The sequence below is a fragment of the Actinomadura spongiicola genome, assembly GCF_003432485.1.
In the GTDB taxonomy this organism is placed as follows: domain Bacteria; phylum Actinomycetota; class Actinomycetes; order Streptosporangiales; family Streptosporangiaceae; genus Spirillospora; species Spirillospora spongiicola.
The window spans coordinates 866,009-892,539 of sequence record NZ_QVNQ01000001.1 but is presented as its reverse complement, the minus strand read 5'-3'; the positions used below and the strand labels follow the sequence as shown (position 1 = coordinate 892,539).

Here is a 26,531-nt window from a genome sequence, read left to right as displayed (position 1 = left end):
GCTGACCGGCATGCGGTTCGTCGACGAATACCGCGACGCGGACCAGGCCAGGGCACTGGCCGCGCAGATCACCGCGCTGTGCGAGCCCGGCCGGCGGTACCAGTTCATGGAGGTCTGCGGCGGTCACACGCACACCATCTACAAGCACGGCCTGGAGGACCACCTGCCGGAGGCCGTCACGCTCGTGCACGGGCCCGGCTGCCCGGTGTGCGTGATCCCCATGGGCCGGGTGGACGACGCGATCGCCATCGCCCGCCACCCGGACGTCATCATGACCTCGTTCGGGGACATGATGCGCGTGCCCGGCGGCGCCGGTTCGTTCTTCGACGCCAAGGCCGAGGGCGCGGACATCCGCATGGTGTACTCGCCCCTGGACGCGCTGAAGATCGCCCGGCGGAATCCGGACCGCAGGGTCGTGTTCATGGCGATCGGGTTCGAGACGACGGCGCCGTCCACGGCGATGACCGTCCTGCGGGCGGCCGCCGAGGGGATCGAGAACTTCTCCGTCTTCTGCAACCACGTGACGATCCTGCCCGCCATCAAGGCGATCCTGGACTCGCCGGATCTGCGGCTCGACGGCTTCCTCGGCCCCGGGCACGTCTCGACCGTCATCGGCTGCCGCCCGTACGAGTTCATCCCCGGTCGTTACGGCAAGCCGCTGGTCTGCGCGGGGTTCGAGCCGCTGGACATCCTGCAGTCGGTGCACATGCTGCTGCGGCAGCTCGCCGACGGCCGCGCCGAGGTGGAGAACCAGTACACCCGCGTCGTCCCGTGGGACGGGAACCAACGGGCGCTGGAGGCCATCGGGGAGGTCATGGAACTGCGCCCGTACTTCGAGTGGCGCGGGCTGGGCTTCATCTCGCAGTCGGCGTTGCGGGTGCGGGACGCCTATGCCGTCCACGACGCCGAGCGCGTGTTCGACGTTCCGGGCGTAAGGGTCGCCGACCCGAAGGCATGCCAGTGCGGCGAGGTTTTGAAGGGCGTCATCAAACCCTGGGAATGCAAGGTCTTCGGGACCGCCTGCACGCCGGAGACCCCGATCGGCACCTGCATGGTCTCCTCCGAGGGGGCGTGCGCGGCCTACTACAACTACGGACGCTTCACCCGTGACCGCGTCAAGGAGGCGACGCGCGCATGACCACCGAACAGAGCGTCCTGGAACGCATCGAGCGGGCACGGCTCCGCAAGGCCAGGGTCAAGGAGGAACGCGTCACCCTCGCGCACGGCGCGGGAGGAAAGGCCACCCAGACCCTCGTCGAGGACGTCTTCGTGGACGCGTTCCGCAACCCGCACCTGGAGGCCATGACCGACGGTGCCACCCTCACCCTGAACGGCACGCGGACGGTCTTCACGACGGACACGTTCGTGGTGTCGCCGCTGTTCTTCCCGGGTGGGGACATCGGGGACCTGGCGGTGAACGGCACGGTCAACGATCTGGCCGTCTGCGGCGCCCGGCCGATGTACCTGTCGGCCGGGTTCGTCCTGGAGGAGGGCTTCCCGGTCGCCGACCTGCGGCGGATCGCCGCCTCGATGTCCGCCGCCGCGGCGGCGGCCGGAGTCGCCGTGGTCACCGGTGACACCAAGGTCGTCGAGCGCGGTAAGGCGGACGGCTGCTACGTCAACACCGCCGGGATCGGCGTCCTGGAGCGGGACGTGACGCTGGGCGCCGCCGCCGTCCGGGCCGGTGACGCCGTGCTGGTCTCCGGGCCGATCGGAGAGCACGGTGTCACGATCATGCTCGCGCGTGGCGAACTCGACATCGAGGCCGACCTCGCCTCAGACACGGCGCCGCTCCACGAACCCGTCGCGGCGCTCCTGGACGCCGTCCCCGGCGGAGTGCGGGTGCTGCGGGACGCGACGCGCGGCGGGGTGGCGACGGTCCTCAACGAGATCGCCCAGGCGGTCCGGCTCGGCGTCGTGCTGGACGAGGCGGCGATCCCGGTGGCACCCGTGGTCAACGGGGCCTGCGAGTTGCTCGGCATCGACCCGCTGTACGTGGCCTGCGAGGGACGGTTCGTCGCCGTGGTGGACGGCGAGCACGCGGACGCGGCGCTCGCCGCGCTGCGCGGGCACCCGTTGGGACAGGGTGCCGCGATCGTCGGGCATGTCGCGGACGAGCCGGCGGGGACCGTCCTGCTGAAGACGTCCTTCGGCGGCACGCGCATCGTGGACATGCTGGTGGGCGATCCGCTACCGCGAATCTGCTGACCGGTCACGGGCGGCCGCGACGACCGCCTGGCCGAGGGAGATCCCGCCGTCGTTGCACGGCACCCGAGAATGGACGAGGACCTGGAAGCCCTCCCCTTCCAAGCCGTCGACGACCCGCCGCAACAGGGTCAGGTTCTGGAACACGCCGCCGGACAGGGCGACCGTGCCGAGGCCGGTGCGTTCCCGGAGAACTCGTGCGGCCGTGACGACGGCCCGCGACAGCCCGTTGTGGAACCGGGCGGCGATCCGGTCGACGGGGACATCGGCGAGCAGATCGTCGACGACGCCGCGCACGAGATCGCCGCTCCGAAGGATCAGCGGGTCGTCGTCCGTCACCGTCATCGGATACGCGCCGTGTTCGTCGGGCGCGACTCGCTGTTCCAGTTCGATGGCGGCCTGCCCCTCGTAGCGGGCCACCTCCCGGACGCCGAGAATCGCCGAGACCGCGTCGAAGAGACGTCCGGCGCTGGACGTGAGCGGAGCGTTGACGCCTTTCCGGGCCAGGGCGACGACCGTGTGCCAACGCGTCCGATGCCGCCGCGCCAAATCCAGTTCGGGCAGGTCGTCTCCGTAGGCGGCGAGGAGATGCGCCGCCGCCATCCGCCACGGTTCACGGACGGCCATTTCGCCACCCGGCATCGGCACCGGCTCCAGATGGCCCGCCCGCCGGAAGTCCGCCAGGTCGGCGATGAGCAATTCGCCGCCCCACAAGGTGGCGTCGGTTCCGAAACCGAGCCCGTCGAAGGCGACGCCGATGACCGGACCGCTCGCTCCGTTGTCGGCGAGGCAGGACGCGATGTGGGCATGGTGATGCTGAACGGCTACGGCGTCCACATCTGTCAGTTCGAGCGCGTACTTCGTCGACAGGTACTCCGGATGCAGGTCGTGGGCGACGAGTCTGGGCGTCACGTCGAAGAGGCGACGGAAGTGGGCGATGCCCTCGGTGAACGACCGCAGCGTCTCGTAGTTCTTCAGATCGCCGATGTGATGGGACACGAACGCCCTGTTCCCCTTGGCCACGCAGAAGGTGTTCTTCAGCTCGGCCCCGCACGCCAGGACCGGGCGAGGGAACGGCTGGGCGGTGGTCACGGGAGCGGGAACGTACCCGCGTGAACGCCGGACGAGCAGTTCCCTTCCACGAAAAACGCGCACCACCGAGTCGTCGGTACGCACTTGTATGGGCCGATCGTGCGTCAGGAAACCGTCCGCGATCCGCGAGAGCCGCTTCAGCGCGTCGTCGTCACGGCAGACGATCGGCTCGTCCGACACATTGCCGCTCGTCAGGACGAACGGGCGGCCGAGATGGCGGGCGAGCAGGTGATGCAGGGGCGTGTAGGGCAGCATCACCCCGAGCTCCCGGCTCCCCGGCGCCACCGTGTCCGCGACCTGGGCACCCGAAAGGCGCGGCGCCAGCAGGATCGGACGGTGCGTTCCCGCCAGCACCCGTTCGCCGACCGGTTCCAGCCGGACCAGTTTTCGCGCCCACTCCAGATCGGGGGCCATCAGGGCGAACGGCTTGTCCTCCCGGTGCTTGCGGTCGCGCAACGCGCGGACGGCCCGCTCGTCATCGGCCAGGACGGCGAGATGGTAACCGCCGAGCCCTTTGACAGCGAGAATGCGGCCGTCCAGGAGCCATTCGGCCGCCGTCCGCAGGGGCTCTCCCTCAGCCGGAACGCCGTCCGGCCCGGTGAGCCGCAGCGACGGCCCGCATTCGGGGCAGCACACCGGTTGCGCGTGGAACCTGCGGTCATCGGCATCGGCGTACTCCCGCGCGCACGCCTCGCACATGTCGAACGCGGCCATGGTCGTGTTGTGCCGGTCGTACGGGACGTCGGCGACGATGCTGAACCGCGGCCCGCAACCGGTGCAGTTCGTGAACGGGTAGCCCGAGCGGCGCCCCGCCGGGGCGAGGGTCTCGGCGAGGCATTCCTCGCAGGTCGCCGTGTCCGGGGAGATCAGCGCGGACCGCGCAGCGGCGGGCGGGCTCGGCACGATCCGGAAGCCGCGTTCGGCCGTCGGCTCCGCCGGTTCCGCCCGCACCCGCTCCACCACGGCCAGCGCCGGCGCCCGCCGTTCGAGATCGGCGAGAAAGCCGTCCAGCTTCGCGCGGTCGCCTTCGATCTCCGCGAAAACGCCCTCAGCGTCATTTCCGACGTGGCCCGAGACGCCGTACTCCTTGGCCAATCCGGAGACGAAGGGGCGAAACCCGACACCCTGAACGATTCCCTCGATACGAAGGCGAAGCCGCGTGACCGTGGCCATCGCGTTTCACGACTGCCCGTGCAGCGCCTGCTGGGTGAGTTCCCAGAGGACGTGGTAGAGCGTCGTCTGCGCCTCCTGGATCCGGTGCACGGACGACGACGGCACGACGAAGAGATGGTCGATCGTTCCAGCCTGGGCCATTCTTCCGCCGTCGTAACCCGCGAAGCCGACCGTCAGCATGCCCCTGCTGCGCGCCTCCGCGAAGGCGCGCAGCAGATTCTCCGAGCCGCCACTGGTCGACAGACCCACGGCGATGTCTCCGGTTCCCGCGAGCGCGGCGAGTTGGCGCGCGAAGACCACGTCGAAGCTCACGTCATTGGACAGGGCGGTCACCGTGGCCACGTCATGCGGAAGGGAGAACGCGGGCAACGGCCGGGCGGGTGAAGGCGGATTGACGTGGAGTTCCTCGATCTCCCGCGCGTCCGTGGCGCTGCCGCCATTGCCGAAACTGAACAGCCGACCGCCGTCCCGGAAGCGCTCGGCCATCTGTCGCGCGCATTCGGTGAGCCGTGCGCCGTGCAGGTCGGCGAGGGACTCCCGCAGCGCGACGATTTCGGCGGCCTTCTCCTCCGTGGAGGCCCGCACGTCCGCGAGCACGCCGGAGGGCGCGCCCTGTTCCGGCGACAGGAACGGATACAACGATTCCGGGTTCATCCTGTCGGCTCCTCCACAACGGCGATGGCCTCCTTGGCATGGACCAGAACCGTGTCCCCCGGCCCGGCGTCGACCAACGCCAGGCTGATCTCCTCCGGGCCGTTCTCCGTATCGACGATCGCGAGGCCGTCATCCAGGACCTCACGCACCCGAACCCGAACCGCCGTGTCGGAACAGGTGATGCAAACGTCCTCATGACACGGCGCCGCGAATTCCTCACCGATGAACACATGAACCAGTTCCCACAGGATGTGGTAGGCGGTGACGTGCAGTTCTTTCACCACGCACGGATCGTCGGACCGGGCGATCAGGGCATGGTCGACGGCCTTGTCCCCGGCGATGTCGCCGCCGTCCCCGCCGAGCAGGGCGACCGTCAGCACCCCGAGTTCACGAGCGACCCGCAAAGCCTCCAGGACGTTCGCGCACCGGCCGTCCCGCGAGAACCCCAGGGCGATGTCCCGGGGTGAGGCGAGCGACCGCAACCGGTCGGCGAAGCCGCCCTCCGTCAGCGAAAGCGCGGGCAGGGCCCGCTTGCCGACAATGGCCGGGTGCAGGAACTCCACCGCGACATGCTGGGCGTCCGAGGCCGCGCCGCCGTCACCGAACGTGATGATCTTGCCGCCGCGGCGGAAGCGCTCCGCCACGTCCCGGCAGGCGGCGGCGATGAGGTCCGCGTCCTCGCCGAGGGCTCGACCTGGGTCGACGCGCCGCCGGAAGGCGGTCCGTACGGCGTCCGCCGCCGTTTCCTGTGCCATGGTCAACTCCTCAGGGCCGAGCGAACGCGACGGCCGATTCCCGCGTGCCCCTCGCCTGGGAGGTCTTCTTCCACAAGGACAGGAAAGCGTCGAGTACGCCGCCGAATTCGGCGAGTTCTTCCATCCGCTTCTTCAGGTAGGCCGAACCCGCGGGAGTGAGTTCGTACAGCCGCCGGGCCGGTCCCGCGTCCGACGGAACCCACCTGGACGTCAGGAGCAGCTCGCGTTCGAGGCCGCGCAGGACGCGGTAGGCGTGGCCGGGCTCGACGTCCGCCAGGCCCATTCCCGCCAGCCGTTCGATCAGGTCGTAGCCGTGCCCCGGCCGTTCATGGATCAGGACCAGGAGGAAAGGCCGGAGCCGGCCGCGGATCTCACCGCCGCACACGACCGCTCCTCTCCCCTGCCCGAACCGTCCGCACCGGTCCCTCGATATATGTCGCTCGGCGGCACCGCTAACCGGCCGATCTCGAACCGGCACCAAGACTTCAAGATCTTTTGAAGAACGTCAGCAGATGCGTGGGAGCTGTTCGCGGACGTCGCCGCGCGCCGAAGGCGCACAGGGCGGCTCAGTCCAAGAGCGAGACCACCCGGATTTCCATCGAGAAGTGGCCGGCAACGGTCGAGGATGCCCTCCTCGACTTTGCAGGGGGATCACTCGTTGGTGGGGACGATCGCGACGGGGCATTTGGCGTGGTGCAGGACCGCGTGGTTGACCCGTCCCAGCGCCATGCCGAACGGACCGCGCCTGCGCCGGGCGCCGACGACCACCAGCCCGGCGTTCTCCGACGCGTCCACCAGCGCCCGGGACGGCGTGCGGTCGGACACCAACTGGTCGACCGGGACGTCCGGGTACCGCTCCCGCAGCCCGGCCACGGCCTCCGACAACTCCATGTCCTCGACCACCCGCCGGCGGGGGGAGCCGAACTCGCCGCCCACCGCGTGCAGCGCCAAGATCCTGGCGCCCCTGGACGCGGCCTCGGCGAAGGCCCACTCGACGAACGGCCTCTCCTCGCTCCGCCCCTCGATCCCGACCACGACCTCCGCGGGCGCGTCGGACGGATAAGGGGCCGAACGAGAAACCACCATCACAGGGCAGAACGCATGCGACGCCGTGTACAGGCCGACGGAACCGAACAGGAGTCCTTCGAAGCCGCCCAGCCCGCGTGATCCGACGGCCACGAGCATTCCGTGTTTGCTTTCGTCCACCAGCGCACCGCCCGGATCCTTGGTCACCAGCCGGGTCTCGATGTCGAGGTCGGGGTGCTGTTTCAGCGCGTACTGCCGGGCCTCGGCCAGCATGTCCTCACGCTCGGCGACCAACCGGCTCAGCGCGTCGTCCGGGATCGTCCCGTCCCGCACCAGTGCCCGGGACCCGTGCACCAGGTGCAGCGGAAGGCCGTGCCGGACGGCGTAGTCGGCGGCCCAGTCCAAAGCCCGCCAGGCGTGTGCAGATCCGTCGATTCCTACGATGATTGGAGCCGCCATGGGACGTTCCTCCTGAAACCCGTCTCGAACTCTCTACCTCGACGCTAGGCCGCGGCTCGGTGCCCGTGGCCGGGCCGAAGGTCCCGAGGCGGCGTCCTAACGTCCCGGCGCGCTCTCCTCAGGTCCCCGCCCGGTCACCGCGGCGGCGGGCTCGGCGGCGCCCATGTCCAGCCGGAACGGCGGATAGCGGTCGGTGAGCAGGAGCGCGTAGCCGGCCACTCGCAGCACCCACCGGTGTATCCCCATGAGAAGGTCGAAAACGCCGCGCAGGTAGCGCGTCGTGAACAGCAGCGCGACGGCGGCGACGAGCACCAGCACACCGACCAGACCGGGCGCGTTGTAGGCCCTGTCGCCTCCGAGACCGCCGACGAACAGCGCGATCACCATGTAGTGCGGGATCGCGAGGAGCCACCATTTCAGCAGCGCCAGCCGCCTCGACAATTCCTCGGGATAGTCGACGCTCAGGCGGGCCGGGTAGTCGGGGACGTCCTTGAGCGTGAACGGCGGATACCGGTCGGTGCCGAGCGCGCCGTAGCCGTAGAACGCCACCCGCCACGCCCAGCGCGGCACCCCGACGTTGAACTCGAAGATCGACCTCGGATAGCGCCCGGTGAACAGGATCGCGAAGAAGGCGACCACGGTGAGCACCGCGACCGCGATCCCCAGGAAGAACTGCACCACGTAGTGCGGAATCAGCAGCAGCTACTTCACCAGCCACAGCCATCGTGACAGCGGCTCGTCCAGCCGTCCGTCCACCCGGACGGGCATCTCTCGACGTTCATCTCGTCCTCCCAGGAAGTTCGTTCTTCGCCGCTGAGGACGTCCGCGACCGGCCGCCGTCGACTGGGCGGGGGGTGTGCCGTGTGGCCGAGGCGGTCATCTCCCGCCCGGCCGGGTCGGCCATCGACAGCAGCCGGGCCCGGTCGGCCCACAATTCCAGCCCGTCGGGACGGTCGACGAACCGCCACGGCTGGGTGTTGTGGACGGACGGCGCCAGAACCGCCGCGCGCACGACGAACCGCACCGCCAGATCCGGTCCTTCGCGTTCGGGTGGCCGGGCCTGGACGTCCCGACCTTCCACCACGGATCGTGTAGCGCCGATCATGAGGACCTCCAGCCGCGAGTGCCCGACACCTTCAGGCTGCCGAGCCCCGGGCCCGGCGGCATCGGGCCGGAAGTCCCTCCCGCCGGTACCTTCGACCGGAATCAGGTGCGACGAAGTCCCCTGACCCGCCGGGGGTCAGGGAGCGCCGGGGTTCTGGGCGGTGATCAGGTGTTGCAGGGTGCGGTGGTGGTCCGTCGCGACGCCGTGGACGCCGTCGAGTTCGAAGAGTTCGGTCAGGGGCGTGCTCTCGACGTCCGTGAAGCCGGCGGCGAGAATCCTCTCCCGCCAGGCGGCGATGTCGTCCGCTTCGGCGAGCGCCAGCGCGCGGCGGGCCTCGGCGTCGTAGGCGTGGGCCCGGGGGTCGGTGTCGGAGTGTCGCATTCCGCCGGCGTGCCAGGGGGCGTCCACGACGGCCAGTCGGCCGCCCGGACGGAGCAGGCGGCGCCAGTCGCGCAGCGCGGTGTCGACGTCGGGCAGCGTCCAGAGGAGGTAGCGGCTGACGAGCGCGTCGAACGGGCCGCCTCGCACCTCGGGCCTGACCGCGTCGCCCTGGACGAACGTGATGTCGAGCCCGCGGCGCCGCGCGTTGTCGCGGGCGTAGTCCAGCATGGCGGGTGCGATGTCGATGCCCCTCACCCGGCGGCCGAGGGCCGCGATGGTCAACGCGGCGTGGCCCGTGCCGGTGCCCACGTCGAGCACGGTCTCGGCGTCGTCGGGCAGGGCGTCCCGCCAGACGCGGGTCCAGGCGGCGTCGTAGTCGGGGTGCGCGAGCCGTTGCTCCTGGAACCGCTGGTAGGCGGGGGCGTGCTGGTTCCAGTACCAGGTGATGCGGTCCTGGACGGGTGAGTCCTGAGGCACGGCGTCACTTGCCCTTGAAGTAGGTCGCCAGGCGCTCCAGGCCGTCCAGGACCAGGGGCGAGGGCGGTTCGGTGAAGTTGAACAGCTGCACGTGGATCGCGTCGTTCCGGACCGCGCGCAGATCCTTGGCGCCGGGGATGTCCAGCAGCGCCTGCTTGATCTCCTGCCGGGTGCCGTCGGTGTGCAGCAGGATGACGGTGTCGGGGTCGCGTGCCAGCAGTTCCTCCATGGAGACCTCGAAGACGCGCTTGTCGGTAGCGGCGAACACGTTCTGGGCGCCGAGCGTCTTGAGCTGCGGTGTGGCCATGCTCTGACCGCCGTAGGCCCCGACGGTGCCCTCACCCCGGTAGGGCCACAGCACGGCGACCTTGCGGCCCTTCTGGTCGGGGAGACCGGCCTGGACGGTCTGGATCCGCTTCTGGAGGTCCTTGACGGCCTGCTCGGCCTTGGCCCGCCGGTCGAAGACCCTGCCGTACAGCCGCATCTGCTGGTAGATCGTCTCGTAGCCGGGGTTCTTGATCCCGTCGGGGCAGAAGCTGGGCTCGTTGAGCACCGGAATGCCGACGGCCGACAGGGACTCGCGCGAGACGCCGTCGGGCAGGCCGAGCACCAGGTCCGGTTCCTTCGAGATGATCGACTCGGTGGAGATCTTCAGGTGCCCGTCGGAGCCGAGCCGGTCGGTGAGGGAGGGAACCTTCTCGACCGCGGCGAGGGTCTCCTTGGAGTAGTACTCCGGCGGGAACTTCCCGGCCCGCGAAGACAACCGGTCCAGCACGCCGAGGGCGGACAGGTACTGCAACGGAGCACTGTTGACGATCATCACGCTGGACGGCGCCTTGTCCAGGGTGACGTCCACCCCGCAGTTCTTGACGGTGAGGGGATAGTTCGCCGACGCCTTCCCGTTGTCGCCGTCCCCGGAGCCGGACGAGCCGCAGGCGGTGAGCGTGACGGCCAGCAGACCGGCCGTGAGCCGGGCGAGGCATCTCTTCATCGAGCGGACTTCTCCTTAGCGTGGCCGGGTTCAGCCGGTGGTACGGACTCGTCGTCGAGCGGATGGAAGAGGAACTGGATGCCGCGAGAAGTGTCGAGACGTTCGACGCCGACGCCGTAGACGCCCTGAAGAAGCTCGGCGGTCAGCACATCGGCGCACGGCCCGTGCGCGACGACGTCGCCGTCCTGAAGGACCAGCACGTCATCGCAGTAACGAGCGGCCAGGTTGAGATCGTGGAGCACGATGACGGTCGTGATGCCGAGCCCGCGGATCATGGCGAGCAGCTCGTGCTGGAACCGGATGTCGAGGTGGTTGGTCGGCTCGTCGAGCACGAGATGCGTGGGCTCCTGCGCCAGCGCCCGAGCGATCATCACGCGCTGCTTCTCGCCACCGGACAAACCGACGAACACCCGGTCCGCGAGATGCCGGGCGCCGACCCTGCGCAGCACGGACGCGGCGATCCGGTGATCCTCGGCGCCGTTGCGGGAGAACGTCGTCTGGTGCGGCGCCCGGCCGAGCAGGACCATGTCGGCCACCGTCATCGGGAGATCGCCCAGCGACTCCTGGAGCACGACGGCGACCTGCTGCGCCAGCGCGCGATGCGTGAAGGAGCCGAGCGGCCTTCCGTCCAGGAAGACCTGGCCGCTGCGCGGGGTCACGATCCCGGTGAGCATCCGCACCACCGTGGTCTTGCCGCTGCCGTTGGGCCCGAGCAGCCCGAGTATCCGGCCGGACTCGGCGCGCACATCGACGTCCCGCACCACGGTCGTCGCGCCGTAGGCATAGGTGAGTCCGCGTCCTTCGATCATGTCACTCGCTTCCGGCGTGCAGGCGGCGGACCAGGATGAGCAGGAACGGCGCGCCGACCATCGCGGTGATGATGCCGATCGGCAGCTCCTGCGGACTCAGGAGCATGCGGGCGGCCAGGTCGGCCCACAGCAGGAAGATGGCGCCGATCAGCGCGGCGACGGGAACGGCCCGGCGGTGTGTGGCCCCCACGATGCGCCGGGCCAGATGCGGGATCACCAGCCCGACGAAACCGATGCTGCCGGACGACGCCACCAGCACCCCGACCGCCAGGGAGACGAGCACCAGCAGCACCAGCCGGAACCGCGCCGGCGAGACGCCCAGGGTGTGCGCGGTCTCGTCACCGATCGCCAGCGCGTCCAGCCGCCGTCCCCACAACGTGAGCAGCGTGACCACCAGCGCGACGGCGACCAGGACCACGACCAGCGGCGCCGACCAGTGCGCCAGCGCCAACGTCCCCAGCAGCCAGAACAGCACCGACCGGGAACCTTCGGCCGAGTCGGACGCGAAGATCAAGAAGCTGGTGAGGGCGTAGAGCGCGTACCCGACCGCCACCCCCGTCATCAGCAACCGCGTCGAGGTGATCCGTCCCGCCGTCCGCGCGATCACGAAGACCAGCAGCGACGCGCCCAGCGCCCCGAGAAAGGCGGCGATCTGCAACGCGTGCTCGCCCCACCCCGCCCCGAACCCGAACAGGATCGCGGCCGCGGCCCCCGTCGACCCACCGGAGTTGACCCCCAGCAGGTACGGATCGGCGAGCATGTTGCGCACCATCGCCTGCAACGCCATCCCGGTCACGGCGAGCCCGGCCCCCACCGCCGCGCCCAGCAGCACCCGCGGCAACCGCACCCGCCACACGATCGCGTCATGCGACGACTTCCAGGTCTTCTCGGCCGGGCTGCCGATCAGGTGGTGCCCCACGATGTCCAGGACGGTCAGCGGCGACACCGAGACCGCCCCCATCCCGACCGCCGCGACGACCGTCCCGCAGAACACCGCGACCAACCCGAGCAGGAGCAACACGTACCGCCGCCGCCGGGAGGACGCCCCCAGATCGTCGTCGTCGGTCTCCGGCCCCACGCCCGACCGCACCACCGACAACGCCTTCATGCATCCCCTCAGCTATTGCAACTGATAAGCAACAACTAAGGGTACGCAGTAATTCTCGTCAAGGTCCCCCACCCTGTGACGAACAGCTCACCCAGCCCGCAACCCCTACAAGTCAACGCCCCAGCGGTGGACTCGCTCGCGGCCTGTCGCCCGATGCTCGACGCGCGGCGGGCCGGTCTCGTCCGCGACTTCGGCCCGGACATCATCCGGGTGGACGTCAACGGTCGAATCACCAACGTCATCGATTGGGAAGCGGCCAAGACCGTCTCGTCGAGGGAGACGGGTGGCGAGAGCAGAGATGAACAGGGATACGGATTCATGGTGTTAGAGACAACGGCGTTCCATCAGAGCCGCGCGGCCGCCCAGCTCACCGCGCTCACCTCGCCGGCTCGGCTGAGCCTGCTCACCGCCGTCGCCACCCATGAGCGGAACGGAGGAGACCGCTCTCTGACGGCCATCGCGACCGCCCTCGGGCTCACCGTGAAGGCCCTGCTGAAGGAGGCCGTCCGGTTGCAGGAGGCAGGCCTGCTGACCATGCGGGGACAGGTCCTTTCCACGAACCTCACCGCCCTCCGTGGAACGGCGGACGTGCTGGTCCAAGACCTTCCGATGACACGGCTCCTTCGGAGCGAGCCGGAGCTGGAGCGGTTCTTCAAGCAAGGACGGCTGGTCGACCTTCCGGACAAGCCGGACGTCCTCGAACGGATTGGACGTCTCCTCGTCCAACTCCTGCCCACCGACCGTGTTCTGACCGAGGCCGAGGTCGATCGGCGGTTGGCGGAGGTCCATGACGATCACGCCGCCCTCCGCAGGCTCCTGGTGGGTCTGCGCCTGGTGACACGGGACGCCGGCAGTGACTACCGCCGCAGCGCCTGACCACGGTCGGTGCGGTCAACCCGGGTTCGCCCGGTCATGGGTGTCGTGGTCTGCTCGGGCGGCGGCGATTTCGGGGCCGTGTCGGACGGCCCAGTCGGCGAGGGTGGAGAGCGGTTCGAGGAGGGTGCGGCCCAGGGGGGTCAGGTCGTATTCGACCGTTGGCGGGACGGTCGGATGGACGGTTCGGCTGGCCAGGCCGTCCCGTTCGAGGCCGCGCAACGTGCGGGTCAGCATGCGCTGGCTGATTCCCTCGATCGATCGGTGCAGTTCGTTGAAGCGGTAGGAGCGCCTGCCCAGCAAGACCAGGATCAGCACGCTCCAGCGGTCGCCGGCGCGGCGCAGAACGTCCCCCACCGGGCAGGCCAGTTGTTCGTCCAGCGGCACCGGGATCGGAAGCGGCGCGCTGATCACCGAGGGCACATCGGTGTGCGTATCAGACATCGAACTGCCTTCTTTCGGGCGGACGGGTGGTTACCGATGATTGTCGTCGAGCCACCGATGATCGAGGAGCGAGCGCATGTCCGGCCGTACGAGCAAGACAGTGGTGATCAGTGGTGGAACCGACGGAATGGGCCGGGCGACGGCGCTCGCGCGCCTCGCTCGGGGCGACACCGTGATCGTCATTGGAAGCAGCGGGGAGAAGGGCCGGGCGCTGGTCGAGGAGGCGGCCCGGGCGGGTGCCGGTGAGCGGTTCCGGTTTCTGCACGCGGATTTGAGCACCGTGGGCGAGGTCCGTCGCGTCGCGAAGGAAATCGTGGCGGGTCATCCGGTGGTGGACGCGCTCATCCTTTGCGCGAACCGGCCGAGTCCGAAACGGCGGGAGACTTCCGATGGGCTGGAGTTCACCTTCGCGCTGTATTACCTGAGCCGGTACTTGTTGGGCGAACTGCTGCGTCCGGTGATGGACGCGGCCCCCGCGCCGCTGATCGTGAACGTGTCCGGGGTCGGTAACACGGTGGGTTCGGTGCGGTGGGACGATCTGCAACTGCGACGCAAGTACAGCATGATCAAGGCGCAGCTCCAGGCCAACCGGGCCAACGACCTGCTCGGCGTCTCCTTCGCCGACCGGGCGGCGGGAAAGGCCCGCTATGTGCTTTACCACCCCGGTTTCACCCGCAGCGGAGATCTGTCCCCGCTGAACCCGGTGATGCGCGGAACGATCAGGCTGCTGGCGCGGGTCAAGGCGCGGCCGGTGGAGACCGCGATCCGGCCCATCGTCGAATGGATCGACGAACCGCCGTCCGCCCCGCTCACCGCCGTCGACCGCGGGAAGCCGGTTGACCTGTCGCTGCCGACGCTGGACAAGCATGACGCCGAACGCCTCGCCAAGCTCACCGAGGAGCTTCTGCGCTCGCCGGGGGTCACTCGCGGGCGGTGACGAGGGCCGTGGCGGACGGCTTGGTCATGGCCAGGGTGGTCAGGGCGCCGGCGCCTGCGGTGACGGCGAGGGAGGCCACGATCAGCAGGGCGAGGAGGGTCCAGGGGACGGCGAGAATGCCTCCCTGCTGGAACCCCGCCAGCGCCGCCGCGGCGACCAGCGAGCCGAGGAACAGGCCGATGACGGTGACCGCGGTGGACTCGATGGTGGCCATCCGGACGACCTGGCCACGGCTCAGCCCGGTGGCGCGGGCGACCGCGAACTCCGTACGGCGCTCGGCGGCGGCGATCACCACCGCGTTGATCACCGCGATCGCGGCGTACAGGCCGGACATGCCCATCAGGACGGCCATGATCCCCATCGTGCCGCGCTGTTCGTCCTCCACCCGGGCGTCGGCCCATTGGGCGGTGGTGCGGACGTCGCCGATTCCGGCGGCGCGGATCCGGTCGGCGACCGCCCGCGCTGAGGTGCCGGGCGCGACCTGCACCATGGTCTCGGTCGGCGCCTCCGCGAGGATCGCGGCGGGGACGAGGTCACGCGGCACCAGGAAGTTCGCGCTGCGGTTCTCCAGAACTTCCGGGAGGCGCGCCACGGTACGCAGCTTGACTTTCTCGTCGCCGATCCGGGCCGTGACCGAGCCGCGAAGGATGCCCTCGCCGGCCAGCCCCGGGCCGATCACGATGGTGCGTCCGCGCAGGTCGTCCAGGGTGCCGGACGTCGGAGTGAGGCGGTGGGCGCGACGGTAGGCGGTGCCGTCGACCGCGATGATCCCCGAATGGTGCGTCTGCCGGTAGGTCCGCTGTTCCTCGCGGTACCGGGCGGTCACCGCCATCTCGACCTGGCTCTGCGGGGAGGCGAGCGCGACCCCGGGGATATGCGGGATTCGGGCCGCGGCGGCGCCGTCCGAGGTGACCACCAGTTCGGCGACGGTGATCCGCTCCAGATCGGCGCCGGTGGCGCGGGCCAGCGAGTTCAACGTGCCGGTGAGGCCGACGAGCAGGCCGACCAGCACGATGACGGGCGCGGCGGTGGAGGCGCTGCGCCGGACCGCGTCACGCAGGTTGGCCTGCGCCAGCTCGCCGAGCACGCCGGTTCGCAGGACCGTGCCGAGGAGCCTGCCGACCAGCGGGACGGCCAGCGGGCTCAGCGCGCTGAGGGCGACCGAGCCGACGATGGAGATGCCCATCCCGACCATCAGGGTGAGCAGCAGATCCGTTCCGTTTCCGGCCGCGATGAGGAGGAGGGTCAGCGCGAGCGAGGACAGGCCCGTCAGCCAGCGTCCGGCGGTCATCACGCGGGCCGCGCGGGGCGTGTTGCGCAAGGCGTCCAGCGGGCGCACCCTGGCCGACCGGTAGGACGCCGCCAGCACCCCGCACACCGCGACCGTGATCCCCACGCCCGGCGACAGCACCAGCACCGAGTTGGACCAGCCCGGGGAGAAACCGTCCGGGAGCAGCCCGATCCCGATCAGCAGCCGCGCCTGGACCCACGCGGCCGGAACACCCAGCACCATGCCGAGGACGCTGCCGATCAGCCCCAGCAGGAACGCCTCGCCCAGCAGCAATCCGATCAGTTGGGGACGGCTCCCGCCGAGCATCCGCAACAGGGCCAGTTCGCGGCGGCGCTGCTCCACGGCGAAGGCGAACGTCGAGCCCACGATGAACATGGCCAGGAACATCGCCAGCGGTGTGGCCATGCCCAGCAGCGTCGCGGCCCCGGCGTATCCCTCCCTGATCTGCTCGGCGTCCCGGGCGGAGGTACCCGGCGGGATCTCCGGCTCTCCCGTCGACACCAGGACGAGCACCGCCGACTGGACGAGTGCCACGCCGAGTGTGACCGTCAGCAGCGCCCCGGCGAACAGTTGCCACCGGTCGCGGACGGTGCTGGCGGAGATGCGCAACACGGGTCAGCCCTCCAATCGGGTGAGCCGTTCGGCCACACCGGCGGCGGTGGGACGTATCAGACGGTCGACGATCCGTCCGTCGGACAGGAACACCACCGCATCGGCGTTCGCCGCCGCGACCGGGTCGTGGGTGACCATCACGACGGTCTGCCCCGACTCGTCCACCATGCGGCGCAGCAGCCGAAGGACCATGCGGGCCGAGTGGGTGTCCAGGGCCCCGGTGGGTTCGTCGGCGAACAGCACGGAGGGACGCGTCACCATCCCGCGGGCGATCGCCACTCGCTGCTGCTGCCCGCCCGACAGCTCCCGAGGCCGGTGCCGCGCCCGGTCGGCCAGTCCGACGGCGGCCAGTGCCGCTCGCACGTCCGCGCGTGACGGCCGGGCGCCCGCCAGCTTCAGCGGAAGCGCGACGTTCTGTTCGGCAGTCAGCGAGCCGATGAGGTTGAAGTTCTGGAAGATGAAGCCCATGGTGCGGCGCCGCAGGCTGGTCAGTGTGGCGTCGGTGGCGCGGGTGATGTCCTGCCCGGCCAGTACGACGCGGCCGGAACTCGCCCGGTCCAGGCCCGCGGCGCAGTGCAGCAGGGTGGACTTACCGGACCCCGAGGGGCCCATCACAGCGGTCCAGGTACCGGCGGGGAATGTCACGGTGACGTCCGCCAGAGCTTGGACGCGGGCCTCACCCGTCCCGTAGTGCCTGCTCACCTGGTGCAGTTGCACCGACGTGACCGGGGCGCCCGCGGACGCCTGCGGCCCGGCGGCGGCGGGACGGCTCATCACACGTCCCCGGGCTTCAGGCTGCACGCCCGGACGATCATGCCGCCGGAGCCTGCCGGCGCCATGTTCGGTCGCTCGTCCCGGACGTGGGCGACGGGTCGCATCGCCGCGCGACACCGGCCCGGCGTGCGGCCCCCGGGCCGGCCGTCGCCGCGTGCGGAAGGTCGTCGTCTCATACTCCGCATCCCATCGCCGTGGCACCCCCGGCCGCATTCCGGCAGCCCACCAATTCGGTGGTATGCCCAGCACTACCTCGTCCCGTAAAAGGGGTCGGGTAGCGTGCGACCGTGCCCAACGACCCGCCCCTCACGCTGCCGGCCGCGATGAGGCGACGCGGGTTCCTGCTGACCGCCTGGCCGTGGCGCGTCTTCGGCTATCTGCTGTCGACCCCGCCGGTCACGCTCGTGGCGGCCGTGCCCCTGGCACTGCTGGGCCTGCCACTGCTCCTGGCCGTCTTTTCCGACATATCCCCTGGTGAGCGGGCCGTCATGGCCGTTCTCGGCGTCCTCCTGATCGCCGGGCTCGGACCGCTGGCGGCCGTCCCCCTGGCCACGCTCGAACGGCGGCGGCTGCGCCTGGTGGATCCCCGTCCGACCCGGTCGGGCCATCGACGGCCGCCGGAAGCCGGCGCCATCTCCTGGTTGCGCACCCGCTACTCCGAACCGGTCACCTGCCGCGAACTCGGCTACTTCCTGCTGCTGGTCACCGCCGTCCCCGTCCTCTACGGGGCGCTGGCGACCGCGCTGCTCTTCCAGTTCGCCGCCCTCGCCGCCCCGCTGGTGCTGAGGAACGACGACGTCCCGGTCGTGCTGGGCCCCGCGACGATCGACTCCCCCGCGGCGGCGCTGCCATACGTGATCGTCGCGCTGGCGCTGCTGCCCGCCGTCCCGTACCTGCTGGCACTGGTCGCCGGCGGGCAGGCCGCCCTCGCTCGGGCGCTGCTCCAGCGCGGCCCCGGCGAACGGTTCCAAGCCGAACTGGTCGAGGTCGCGCACTCGCGGGCCCGGCTGGTCGACGCGTTCGACGCCGAACGCCGCCGCATCGAACGCGACCTCCACGACGGCGCCCAGCAACGGCTGCTCTCGCTCACCATGAAGCTCGGCCTCGCCCGCATGGACCTCCCACCCGGACCGGCGGCCGACAGCGTCGCCGACGCCCACCAGGAGGCCAAACAGCTCATGACCGAGCTGCGGGAACTGGTGCACGGTATCCATCCCCGCGTGCTCACCGACCGGGGCCTGGTGGCCGCGCTCGGCGAGCTGGCCGACCGGTCGCCGCTGGCGGTCACCGTCCAGGCCGACGTCCCCGGACGGCAACCCCGCCACGTCGAGAGCACCGCCTACTTCGCCGCCGCCGAAGCCCTCACCAACGCCGCCAAGCACAGCGGCGCCGACAAGGCCGACATGACAACCCGCTGGGACGACGGCGTCCTCATCCTGGAGATCACCGACAACGGCGTCGGCGGCGCCGACCCCGACCGCGGCACCGGGCTCACCGGCCTCGCCGACCGGGTGGCGGTGATCGACGGCAGACTGCTGGTGTCGAGCCCCGCCGGTGGCCCGACGACCATACGTGTGGAGCTTCCGTGCAGCCTGAACGAACCCGCGTAGTCCTCGCCGAGGACGGCGTCCTCCTGCGGGAAGGACTGGCCGGTCTCCTGGCCAGGTTCGGCTTCGACGTCGTCGCCACCGTCGACGACGCCCCGTCCCTGCTCACCGCAGTCGCCGAGCACCACCCCGACCTGGTGATCACCGACATCCGGATGCCGCCGGACTTCTCCGACGAGGGCCTGCGCGCGGCCGTGGACCTGCGCCGCGCCGACCCGGACCTGGCGGTGGTCGCGCTCAGCCAGTACGTCGAACTCAGCTACGCCGCCGACCTCCTGGACTCCAGCACCGGACGCCGCGTCGGCTACCTCCTCAAGGACCGGGTCGCCGACGTCGCCGACTTCGTCGCCGCGCTGCGCCAGGTCCTCGACGGCGGCACGGTGGTGGACCCGCAGGTCATCCGCCAACTCATCACCCGCCGCCGAGACCCCCTCGTAACGCTCACCCCACGCGAGCACGAGGTTCTCGCACTCATCGCCGAGGGCCACTCCAACACCGCCATAGCCCGCCGCCTGGTCGTCACGGACGCCACCGTGGGCAAGCACGTCCGCGGCATCTTCTCCAAACTCGACCTCCCCCAGGCCGAAGACACCCACCGCAGAGTCCTCGCCGTCCTGACCTACCTACGCGGCCACCCCACCACCTCGAACCGGCCCACCCCCGAACCCGGTTGAAAGCTGTAGGGATTCTCCGGCCATGTCGATCCGCTGGGCCGCCGCTCGACCTATGAGCGGAAGGTCACCGAGGCACGGCCCGCTCCGCCCTGCCGCACCAGCTCCACGAGGAGCGCGGCGGAGTGACGAGACCTCCCCAACACCCAAGTCGAAATACAGGAGATCACCGTGAAGTTCTCGTTGCTCTACCAGTACGACCCCTCCAAGACCGGCCCGACCGAGGGTGAGATCGCGGACTGGCTCGCCTTCGACAAGGACATGCGCGACGCCGGTGTATTCGTCTACGCGGTCGGCTACCACGCGCCCGAGCCGTCCCTGTCCCGGACGGTGACGATCCGGGACGGCTCCACCAACGTGACCCCCGGCGTGACCGACCACCCCGGCGACGTCCCCGCCGGCCTGTGCGTCATCGACGTCCCCGACATCGAGGCCGCCACGGAATGGGCCGCACGCGTCCCGACCGCCCGCTACGGCAGTGTTGAGATCCGCACCAACGTCGAGTACGAGGGCTGACCGACGGGTGCGACCGTCCGCCGCGGCCAGAACGATTTCGGCCGCGGCGGCCGTCCATGGTCCTCGGACCGTATCGTCCAGCCGGAACCACCCGGCGTGGACTGCCTCAGCCCCGGTCGCGGGCCCCTGGGGCGATAGCCTGCAGATGTGCAGAAACCGGCCTCCGGGAGCGAACAGGATGGCTGACGCCAACGACGTCTACCGGTTGGCGTCCGCGCTACCTCACGTGGTCGAGATCGACAGCGACGGCTTCGACTTCCGGGTCGGCGGCAAGGGATTCGTCTGGTCCTATCCCGAGCGCAGACCGGGTAAGCCGCGCGTCATCCGGACCGACATCGCCGTCCTGTACGTCGGCGACGAAGCGGAGAAACAGGCCCTCCTCCTCGGCGAACCGGAACGCTTCTTCACCACACCCGCCTACGACGGGCTGCCACTGGTCATGCTGTGGCTGAACAAGGTGGACAACGCCCGACTGGAAGAACTCATCACCGACGCCTGGCACATGCGCGCGCCGGCGGAGTTCGTCGGCGACCTCGACGCCAAGATCGCCCCACCCGGCACAGATCCAGGATGAGCGGCGCCGCCCCAGGCCCGAAACCCCGACCGAAGATGAACGCCTCACGTGCGGATGGTCGGATCGTGGAGATAATCCCGGCATGGCTTACGATCCGGAACTGGCCGACCGAATCCGCGAACTGGTCGCCGGTGAGGAAGGGGTCACCGAACAGCGCATGTTCGGTGGGCTGGCCTTCCTCGTCGACGGCAACATGGCGGTCACAGCCAGCGGGCAGGGCGGCCTCATGGTGCGCGTGGACCCCAAAGAGACCGACGCGCTGACCGACGGCGCGCGGGTGCGGCCGATGGTGATGCGTGGACGCGCGATGCGGGGGTGGCTACGGGTCGACATCGCAGCCGAGGAATCCCCTCACGAACTCCAGCAGTGGGTGGCCCGTGGTGTCTCGTACGCGAGGTCCTTGCCCGCCAAGGCGCGCAACCGGTAGAGCTCGGAGTTGGCGGGCTTGCCAATCTTCGTGGGTTTTGCGCCATTGAAGGCGTGAATCGGCGGCTGGCGCGGCGGATGGCGGGAAAGTGGCGAACATTGGCAGTGGGTCCTCTCACCGGGGCGGTGGAAGCGAGGTCAGGATGCGAGCGCCGGAAGTCTTCGGCACTCGACATGTTGGAGGAATGGTGAAGCGTTTTCTTGTGACCGTGGTGGTGACGGGAATCGTCGTGGTCGGCGCCGCCTCGGTGGCCGCGAGCGCGTCCGCCGGCGAGGTGGGCGACGGCGACGGCGTCCAGGTCACTTCGGATGAGACCGGCAGCGTGAGGATCACCAACCGGGAGTGGTGACCGTACCGAGGGCCGCCCGGCGGATGGGACGGGCGGCCCTCGGTCGTCCGTGTGCCCTCGTCGGGGGACGAGGTGCGTGAGCCGTCGGTTCGGGTCGCGGACCGGCGACATTACGGATCCGGGCCGGGACCGTCCGCCTCTAGTCTGCGGAAGACGAGGCCGCGAAGTTCTTCATGCTGGTTTCCGAACGGGGGTTTTCATGTCGCTCTGTCGGCGTGTGCGGGACGCCGGTCCTCACCAGGCCTGCGACGACGTTCAGAAGGTCGTCGCTTTTGTGTCGGAAGGGTTCAGCACCGTCGGCCTGGGACTTTGCGGGGCGGTCTTCGCCGACTGGTCCGAACTCGGGATGCCGCGGTTCGAATTCCTCGTCGCGGCGGAGAGGCCGGGGCCGGTGTCCAGTGATCTGGGGCTGCTCCAGCAGGTCGAGCACGGGCCGGACCTCATGCGGGAAGCCGACCTGGTCCTGGTGTTCCCCGTCGGCGACGGCCCGCCCGGCCCGGAGGTGATCGAGGCGATCAAGGACGCCCATGGGCGCGGAGCCACCGTCGCCTCCTTCTGTTCCGGCGCGTTCCTGCTCGCCGAGACGGGGCTGCTCGACGGGAAGCGGGCGACGACGCACCGGCGGCTGGCGGGCGAACTCGCCCGGCGTTTTCCCCGTGTCCACGTGGAACCGGACGCCCTCTACATCGACGAGGGGTGCGTGGTCACCGGGGTCGGGGGCGCCGAGAGCCTCAACATGATGCTGCACCTGGTGGGTCGTGAGCATGGGACCCCGGTCGCCAACGCGATCGCGCAGGAGATCGTCGCGGTGCCGAACCGGTCCGGTGAGCGGCCCCGGTACCTGTCGTTTCCCACCACCACCCGGTCCGAGGACGAGCGCATTTCCGCCGTCCTCGAATGGGCCGGTGACCACCTGCACCAGTCGCATTCGATCCACGACCTCGCCGCACGCGCGCTCATGAGCACCCGCACGTTCAACCGGCGTTTCAAGGCCGCGACCGGCACCACACCGCATGCGTGGCTCCGGGTCCAGCGGGTGCGGAAGGCCGAGGAGCTTCTGGAGACCACGAACCTGGGCGTCGAGGAGATCGCCCGGCAGGTCGGCTACCGGACGGCCGCCGTCCTGCGCGAGAACTTCATCAAGGCCCGCGGGGTCCCGCCCCAGGCTTACCGGCGGGCGCTCGGACATCGGTTGACGCTCTCGCGGACGACCTGACCGACTTACGATCAGGGCATGTTCGCGGGGCGAGAGCAGGAGCTTGCCGGGGTGGCGGGGCTTCTCGCGTCCGCGCGGGCGAGCCGGGGCGGCGGTGTCGTCCTGGTCGGCGAGCCCGGGATCGGGAAGTCGGCGCTGCTCAGGCAGGCCGCGCGTCTGGCGACCGATATGCGCGTGCTGCAAGCCACGGGCGCCGAGACCGAGGCGCCGCTCGCCTATGCCGTCCTGCACCAGTTGCTGTACCCGGTTCTGAATCGGGTCGATCTGCTGCCCGCGCCGCAGGCGGACGCGCTCGGTGTCGCGCTCGGTTCGCGGAGCGGGGCCGCGCCGGACCGGTTCCTGGTGTCGGCGGGGACGCTGACCCTGCTGTCGGACCTGGCGGACGAACGTCCGGTGGCATGTCTCGTCGACGACCTGCAATGGGCGGACGGCCCGTCCCGTGACGTGCTCGCGTTCGTGGCCCGCCGCCTCGGCGCCGAGCCCGTCGCGCTGATCGCCGCCGCGCGGACCGCCGCCGACGGTCCGCGCGTGCTGTCCCTCGCGCCGCTGGGCGCTGACGAGTCGGCGGCCGTCCTGGACGCGTCCTTTCCCGGCCTGATCTCCCCGGAAGTGCGGGATCGGCTGGTGGAGGCGGCGGGCGGCAACCCGCTCGCCCTGGAGGAGATACCCCGGGGGCTCACGTGGCGAGAGCTCGCCGGGCTCGACCCCCTTCTCGACCCGCTCCCGTTGTCGACGGCCCTCGAAGGGCTGTTCAGTACGCGGGTTCGGCGGCTCGATCCCGACGTTCGGGTTCTGGTCGTCCTGTGCGCGGCGGACGGTTCCGGTCACCTGCCGACCCTCGCGCGGGCCGCCGAGCGGCTGGACGTCTCCCTCGATCCCCTGGACTCGGGCGTTCTGGACGACCTGGTCCGCATCGACCGGTCCGGTGCCGTCGCCTTCCGCCATCCGCTGGTGCGCTCGGCCGCCTACCACGGCGCTCCGCATTCGACCCGTCAGGCCGTCCACGCGGCGCTCGCACGCGCCGGCACCGAGCCCACCCGCCGGGTGTGGCACCTGGCACGGGCCGTGCCGGGCCCTGACGAGGAGGTCGCCCGCGAGCTGGAGCTGGTCGCCGAGCGCACGCTGCGTCGTTCGGGCGACCGGACGGCGGTCACCGTCCTCCATCAGGCCGCCCGGCTCAGCCCGGACGCGTCCGACCGGGCCCGAAGGCTGATCGCCGCCGCCGAAGCCGCCTGGCGCAGCGGCGACGCGCCCCGCACGCGCACGCTCCTGGACGAGGCCCGCCCCCTCGCCGAGGCCGGTGATCCGCGCATCGACCACCTCCACGGCCTGACCGAACTGCGCGACGGGGACGCGGCCGAAGCCGTCCGCATCCTGGTCTCCGCGGCGTCCCGCGCCGTCGACGGGGCCGTCCACCGCCCGGTGCAGGTGCTGCTGGACGCCGGTGAAGCCGCGTTCCACACCGCCGACGCCGCCGCGGCCAAGGAGGTCGACCGGCTTCTGGGACGGCTTCCGCACGCGGGAACGCCCCTGGAGCAGGCATTGGTCAGGTTGATGCTGGGCATCGCTCCCCTCGCGCGAGGCGAGCATCCCGACGGCCTGGACGACGATCTGGCCGTGATCGAAGGGAGCGGTGACCCGCACCTGCTCGTCCGGGCCGGCGGCGTCGCCCTGACCCGCGGCGACCTCGGGGCCTCCCGGCGGCTGCGCGCCGCCGGCGTGGCCGGAGCCCGCCGGCTCGGTGCCGCGGGGACGCTCGCCTGGGCCCTGTGGTTCCAGGCCAACGACGAGATCCTGAACGGCCGGTACGCCGCCGCGGAGGCGATCGCCGACGAGGGTCACCGGCTGTCCCTGGAGACCGGACAGTCCAACATCGCCTGGCAGCATCAGGCGACCATGGCCACACTGTGCGGCCTGCGCGGGCGCGCGGACGAGGCCGTGGCGAAGGCACGGGAGGTCATCGCGTTCGCCGACGCCCGCGGCCTGGCCACCGCCGGTCTCTCCGCGCGGCACGCCCTTACCCTGCTCGCGCTCTCCGAGGGGCGCGGCGAGGACGCGCTGGAGCAACTGGAGGTCATGCGCGATCTCATGTCGTCCGGGCACCACGCGGTCTCCATCACCGTGATCCCCAACTATGTCGAGGCGGCGACACGCGTCGACCTGCGCGACCGCGGCGCCGAGGCCTTCGCCCGGCATCTGACCTGGGCGGAGGAGGCCCCGGCGACAACGGAGGTGCGCGCCCTCGCCGCCCGTTGCCGCGCCCTGCTGTCCGATGGCGACGAGGCCGATCGATGGTTCCGGACCGCGCTCGACCATCACCACGCGTCCGGGATGCCGCTCGACCACGCCCGCACCGCGCTGCTGTACGGGGAGTTCCTACGCCGCCGGAAACGCCGCACCGACGCGCGAGGCCCGCTTCGCCTCGCGCTGGCCACCTTCGAGCGGCTCGGCGCCACGATATGGGCCCGGCGTGCCCGCTCCGAACTGCGCGCCACCGGGGTGACGACGGGAGTGCCCGACCCCAGCGGCATCGACCTCCTCACGCCCCAGGAGATCCAGGTCGCCCGCGTCGTCGGCGAAGGTCTCACCAGCCGCCAGGCCGCGGCCCAACTGTTCCTCAGCCCGCGCACCGTCGACTACCATCTGCGCAAGATCTACCAGAAACTCGGAATCGCCTCCCGCGCCGAACTCGCGCGCCTCGACCTTTCCGACCGGGACTGATCGAAAGAAAATCGCCAAAGAACGCATGATCCCGGCCATTGTTGGGACGCCCCACAGTGCGCCAGATCCGTCCGACTAGCGTCGCAAGGATGAGCAGACTTGCCATTGGCGTGACGAGGGTGTTCGACGGCGAACGATTGCTTGACGGACCCGCATGGATACTCGTGGAGAACGGACGGATCGTCGGAATCCAGCCAGGCACGGAGGCACCGGATGACTGGACGACGCAACATTATGACGGAACGGCGCTTCCCGGCCTGATCGACGCACATGTGCACCTGTGCGCGAACGGCGGCCTCGGTGCCCTGGAGAACCTCGGAAATCTATCCCCGGAAGAACTGAACGACACCATAGAAACGTCGCTGCGCCTGCATCTGGCCACGGGCGTGACCACCGTCCGGGACCTCGGCGACTACCAGGACGCGGTGCTGGAGTGGCGGACGCACGACAAACCCGGACTGCCGACGGTCGTGGCCTCCGGAACGCCGATCACCAGCGTGGGCGGGCACTGCGCGACACTGGGCGGCGAGGCAGGCGACGAGGCGGACATACGGGCGATGGTCCGGCGACGCGCGGATCACGGCGCGGACGTCGTGAAGATCATGGCCAGCGGAGGTGTGCTCACCCCCGGCACCGACACCTTGAGCCCGCAGTTCACCGACGCGGAGCTGCGCGCGGCGGTCGACGAGGCGCACCGGCTCGGACTGCCGATCACCGCGCACGCGCACGCCCTCGACGCCGTACGCCAGGCCTCGGCCGCGGGCGTCGACGGCATCGAGCACTGCACCTGTCTCACACGGGACGGCGTCCACGCCGACGACGCCCTGCTCACCGAGCTGGCCGAGTCGGGAACCACGGTCTGCCCGACGCTCGGCAGCGACCCCGCCGTCGTCGTCCCACCCGAGATCATCGCCATGGCCGCCCGCGCCGGCATCACCGAGGCCGTCCTGCACGAGACCGCCATGCGGCTCCACAAGGGCGGAGTCCGGCTGGTGGCGGGCTCGGACGGCGGCATCGGCCCGGCCAAACCCCACGGACTGCTGCCGTACACCCTGGACGAGTACGTGCGCGCGGGACTGACGCCAACGGACGCCCTACGGTCCGCCACATCGATCGCCGCGGAGGCATGCGGCCTCCCAGACCGCAAAGGCCGCATCGGCCCCGGCCACGACGCCGACCTGCTGATCGTCGACGGCGACCCGACCACCGACATCACCACACTGCACAAGCCCCACGCGACCTACGTGGCCGGGCAACTCCGGTAGCCCGGCCACATAGCCGGGT

Annotated in this window: 27 protein-coding genes; 13 read left to right on the top strand and 14 right to left on the bottom strand. The window is 70.5% G+C overall.

What is annotated here, in order from left to right; all coding sequences use genetic code 11:
• Nucleotides 1-10 precede the first annotated feature (10 nt).
• Together hypD and hypE are read left to right on the top strand one after the other, a co-directional pair.
• Entirely contained in the window at nucleotides 11-1,138 is a 1,128-nt protein-coding gene (hypD, locus tag D0T12_RS04215; protein WP_117397882.1) for a hydrogenase formation protein HypD, read from the top strand.
• Complete coding sequence (gene hypE, locus D0T12_RS04210; protein WP_117397881.1) at nucleotides 1,135-2,208, top strand: hydrogenase expression/formation protein HypE; 1,074 nt, start codon at nucleotides 1,135-1,137, stop codon at nucleotides 2,206-2,208. The genes hypD and hypE overlap by 4 nt, the downstream gene beginning before the upstream one ends.
• Here the strand turns inward: hypE and hypF are convergent.
• From hypF to D0T12_RS04155, 11 genes are all read right to left on the bottom strand, one after another.
• Nucleotides 2,191-4,470 (bottom strand): carbamoyltransferase HypF, encoded by a 2,280-nt coding sequence (hypF, locus tag D0T12_RS04205; RefSeq protein WP_117397880.1) that lies wholly within the window; start codon nucleotides 4,468-4,470, stop codon nucleotides 2,191-2,193. The two genes, hypE and hypF, sit on opposite strands and share 18 nt — an antisense overlap.
• Before the next feature lie 6 nt (nucleotides 4,471-4,476).
• Nucleotides 4,477-5,124, bottom strand: a complete 648-nt coding sequence (locus D0T12_RS04200; protein WP_117397879.1) for a D-sedoheptulose-7-phosphate isomerase — start codon at nucleotides 5,122-5,124, stop codon at nucleotides 4,477-4,479.
• Entirely contained in the window at nucleotides 5,121-5,879 is a 759-nt protein-coding gene (locus D0T12_RS04195) for an SIS domain-containing protein (protein WP_158581403.1), read from the bottom strand. The genes D0T12_RS04200 and D0T12_RS04195 overlap by 4 nt, the downstream gene beginning before the upstream one ends.
• 10 nt (nucleotides 5,880-5,889) lie before the next feature.
• Nucleotides 5,890-6,264: a helix-turn-helix transcriptional regulator gene (locus D0T12_RS04190; protein ID WP_117397878.1), complete on the bottom strand. Its 375-nt coding sequence runs from the start codon at nucleotides 6,262-6,264 to the stop codon at nucleotides 5,890-5,892.
• Nucleotides 6,265-6,530: 266 nt separating this feature from the next.
• The gene (locus D0T12_RS04185; protein ID WP_117397877.1) at nucleotides 6,531-7,364 is read right to left on the bottom strand and encodes a universal stress protein; all 834 of its coding nucleotides are present in this window, start codon (nucleotides 7,362-7,364) and stop codon (nucleotides 6,531-6,533) included.
• Between the two features lie 96 nt (nucleotides 7,365-7,460).
• Nucleotides 7,461-8,057 (bottom strand): DUF4389 domain-containing protein, encoded by a 597-nt coding sequence (locus D0T12_RS04180; protein ID WP_325050734.1) that lies wholly within the window; start codon nucleotides 8,055-8,057, stop codon nucleotides 7,461-7,463.
• An 85-nt stretch (nucleotides 8,058-8,142) separates the two neighbouring features.
• Entirely contained in the window at nucleotides 8,143-8,445 is a 303-nt protein-coding gene (locus D0T12_RS04175; protein WP_117397876.1) for a nitroreductase family protein, read from the bottom strand.
• 159 nt (nucleotides 8,446-8,604) lie between these two features.
• Nucleotides 8,605-9,327 carry a class I SAM-dependent methyltransferase gene (locus D0T12_RS04170; RefSeq protein ID WP_158581402.1) on the bottom strand — a complete coding sequence of 241 codons (723 nt, stop codon included), beginning with the start codon at nucleotides 9,325-9,327 and terminating at the stop codon, nucleotides 8,605-8,607.
• Nucleotides 9,328-9,331: 4 nt separating this feature from the next.
• Nucleotides 9,332-10,318 (bottom strand): ABC transporter substrate-binding protein, encoded by a 987-nt coding sequence (locus D0T12_RS04165; RefSeq protein WP_117397874.1) that lies wholly within the window; start codon nucleotides 10,316-10,318, stop codon nucleotides 9,332-9,334.
• Nucleotides 10,315-11,127, bottom strand: coding sequence for an ABC transporter ATP-binding protein (locus tag D0T12_RS04160; RefSeq protein WP_117397873.1), 813 nt, complete (start codon nucleotides 11,125-11,127; stop codon nucleotides 10,315-10,317). The genes D0T12_RS04165 and D0T12_RS04160 overlap by 4 nt, the downstream gene beginning before the upstream one ends.
• 1 nt (nucleotide 11,128) lies before the next feature.
• Nucleotides 11,129-12,235 (bottom strand): FecCD family ABC transporter permease, encoded by a 1,107-nt coding sequence (locus tag D0T12_RS04155; RefSeq protein ID WP_117397872.1) that lies wholly within the window; start codon nucleotides 12,233-12,235, stop codon nucleotides 11,129-11,131.
• Between the two features lie 126 nt (nucleotides 12,236-12,361).
• Between D0T12_RS04155 and D0T12_RS35780 the strand changes: the two genes are divergently transcribed.
• On the top strand, nucleotides 12,362-13,111 hold the full coding sequence (locus tag D0T12_RS35780) for a DUF2087 domain-containing protein (RefSeq protein WP_199487268.1): 750 nt from the start codon (nucleotides 12,362-12,364) through the stop codon (nucleotides 13,109-13,111).
• A gap of 15 nt (nucleotides 13,112-13,126) precedes the next feature.
• Here D0T12_RS35780 and D0T12_RS04145 read toward each other — a convergent pair whose 3' ends face one another.
• Nucleotides 13,127-13,552: a winged helix-turn-helix transcriptional regulator gene (locus tag D0T12_RS04145; protein WP_117397871.1), complete on the bottom strand. Its 426-nt coding sequence runs from the start codon at nucleotides 13,550-13,552 to the stop codon at nucleotides 13,127-13,129.
• Nucleotides 13,553-13,628: 76 nt separating this feature from the next.
• On the opposite strand from D0T12_RS04145, the gene D0T12_RS04140 reads away from it, so the two are divergent.
• A complete protein-coding gene (locus tag D0T12_RS04140) occupies nucleotides 13,629-14,489 on the top strand; it encodes an SDR family NAD(P)-dependent oxidoreductase (protein WP_117397870.1) in 861 nt (286 codons plus the stop codon).
• Here the strand turns inward: D0T12_RS04140 and D0T12_RS04135 are convergent.
• A complete protein-coding gene (locus tag D0T12_RS04135) occupies nucleotides 14,473-16,392 on the bottom strand; it encodes an FtsX-like permease family protein (RefSeq protein ID WP_117397869.1) in 1,920 nt (639 codons plus the stop codon). The two genes, D0T12_RS04140 and D0T12_RS04135, sit on opposite strands and share 17 nt — an antisense overlap.
• A gap of 3 nt (nucleotides 16,393-16,395) precedes the next feature.
• Nucleotides 16,396-17,166, bottom strand: coding sequence for an ABC transporter ATP-binding protein (locus D0T12_RS04130; protein WP_117398046.1), 771 nt, complete (start codon nucleotides 17,164-17,166; stop codon nucleotides 16,396-16,398).
• Between the two features lie 287 nt (nucleotides 17,167-17,453).
• Here D0T12_RS04130 and D0T12_RS04125 point away from each other — a divergent pair, with 287 nt between their 5' ends.
• The 9 genes from D0T12_RS04125 (at nucleotide 17,454) to D0T12_RS04090 (ending at nucleotide 26,512) form a co-directional block, all read left to right on the top strand.
• On the top strand, nucleotides 17,454-18,776 hold the full coding sequence (locus tag D0T12_RS04125; RefSeq protein ID WP_233525834.1) for a sensor histidine kinase: 1,323 nt from the start codon (nucleotides 17,454-17,456) through the stop codon (nucleotides 18,774-18,776).
• Complete coding sequence (locus D0T12_RS04120) at nucleotides 18,752-19,447, top strand: response regulator (RefSeq protein ID WP_117397868.1); 696 nt, start codon at nucleotides 18,752-18,754, stop codon at nucleotides 19,445-19,447. The genes D0T12_RS04125 and D0T12_RS04120 overlap by 25 nt, the downstream gene beginning before the upstream one ends.
• 168 nt (nucleotides 19,448-19,615) lie before the next feature.
• Complete coding sequence (locus D0T12_RS04115; protein ID WP_158581401.1) at nucleotides 19,616-19,960, top strand: YciI family protein; 345 nt, start codon at nucleotides 19,616-19,618, stop codon at nucleotides 19,958-19,960.
• A gap of 178 nt (nucleotides 19,961-20,138) precedes the next feature.
• Complete coding sequence (locus D0T12_RS04110) at nucleotides 20,139-20,534, top strand: MmcQ/YjbR family DNA-binding protein (protein WP_117397866.1); 396 nt, start codon at nucleotides 20,139-20,141, stop codon at nucleotides 20,532-20,534.
• An 82-nt stretch (nucleotides 20,535-20,616) separates the two neighbouring features.
• Nucleotides 20,617-20,961, top strand: coding sequence for a TfoX/Sxy family protein (locus D0T12_RS04105; RefSeq protein WP_117397865.1), 345 nt, complete (start codon nucleotides 20,617-20,619; stop codon nucleotides 20,959-20,961).
• Nucleotides 20,962-21,148: 187 nt separating this feature from the next.
• A complete protein-coding gene (locus tag D0T12_RS35235) occupies nucleotides 21,149-21,310 on the top strand; it encodes a hypothetical protein (RefSeq protein ID WP_158581400.1) in 162 nt (53 codons plus the stop codon).
• 274 nt (nucleotides 21,311-21,584) lie between these two features.
• Nucleotides 21,585-22,526 (top strand): GlxA family transcriptional regulator, encoded by a 942-nt coding sequence (locus D0T12_RS04100; RefSeq protein WP_199487267.1) that lies wholly within the window; start codon nucleotides 21,585-21,587, stop codon nucleotides 22,524-22,526.
• 18 nt (nucleotides 22,527-22,544) lie between these two features.
• Nucleotides 22,545-25,247 (top strand): helix-turn-helix transcriptional regulator, encoded by a 2,703-nt coding sequence (locus D0T12_RS04095; RefSeq protein ID WP_117397864.1) that lies wholly within the window; start codon nucleotides 22,545-22,547, stop codon nucleotides 25,245-25,247.
• Between the two features lie 89 nt (nucleotides 25,248-25,336).
• Nucleotides 25,337-26,512, top strand: a complete 1,176-nt coding sequence (locus tag D0T12_RS04090; protein ID WP_117397863.1) for an amidohydrolase family protein — start codon at nucleotides 25,337-25,339, stop codon at nucleotides 26,510-26,512.
• Nucleotides 26,513-26,531: the final 19 nt, after the last annotated feature.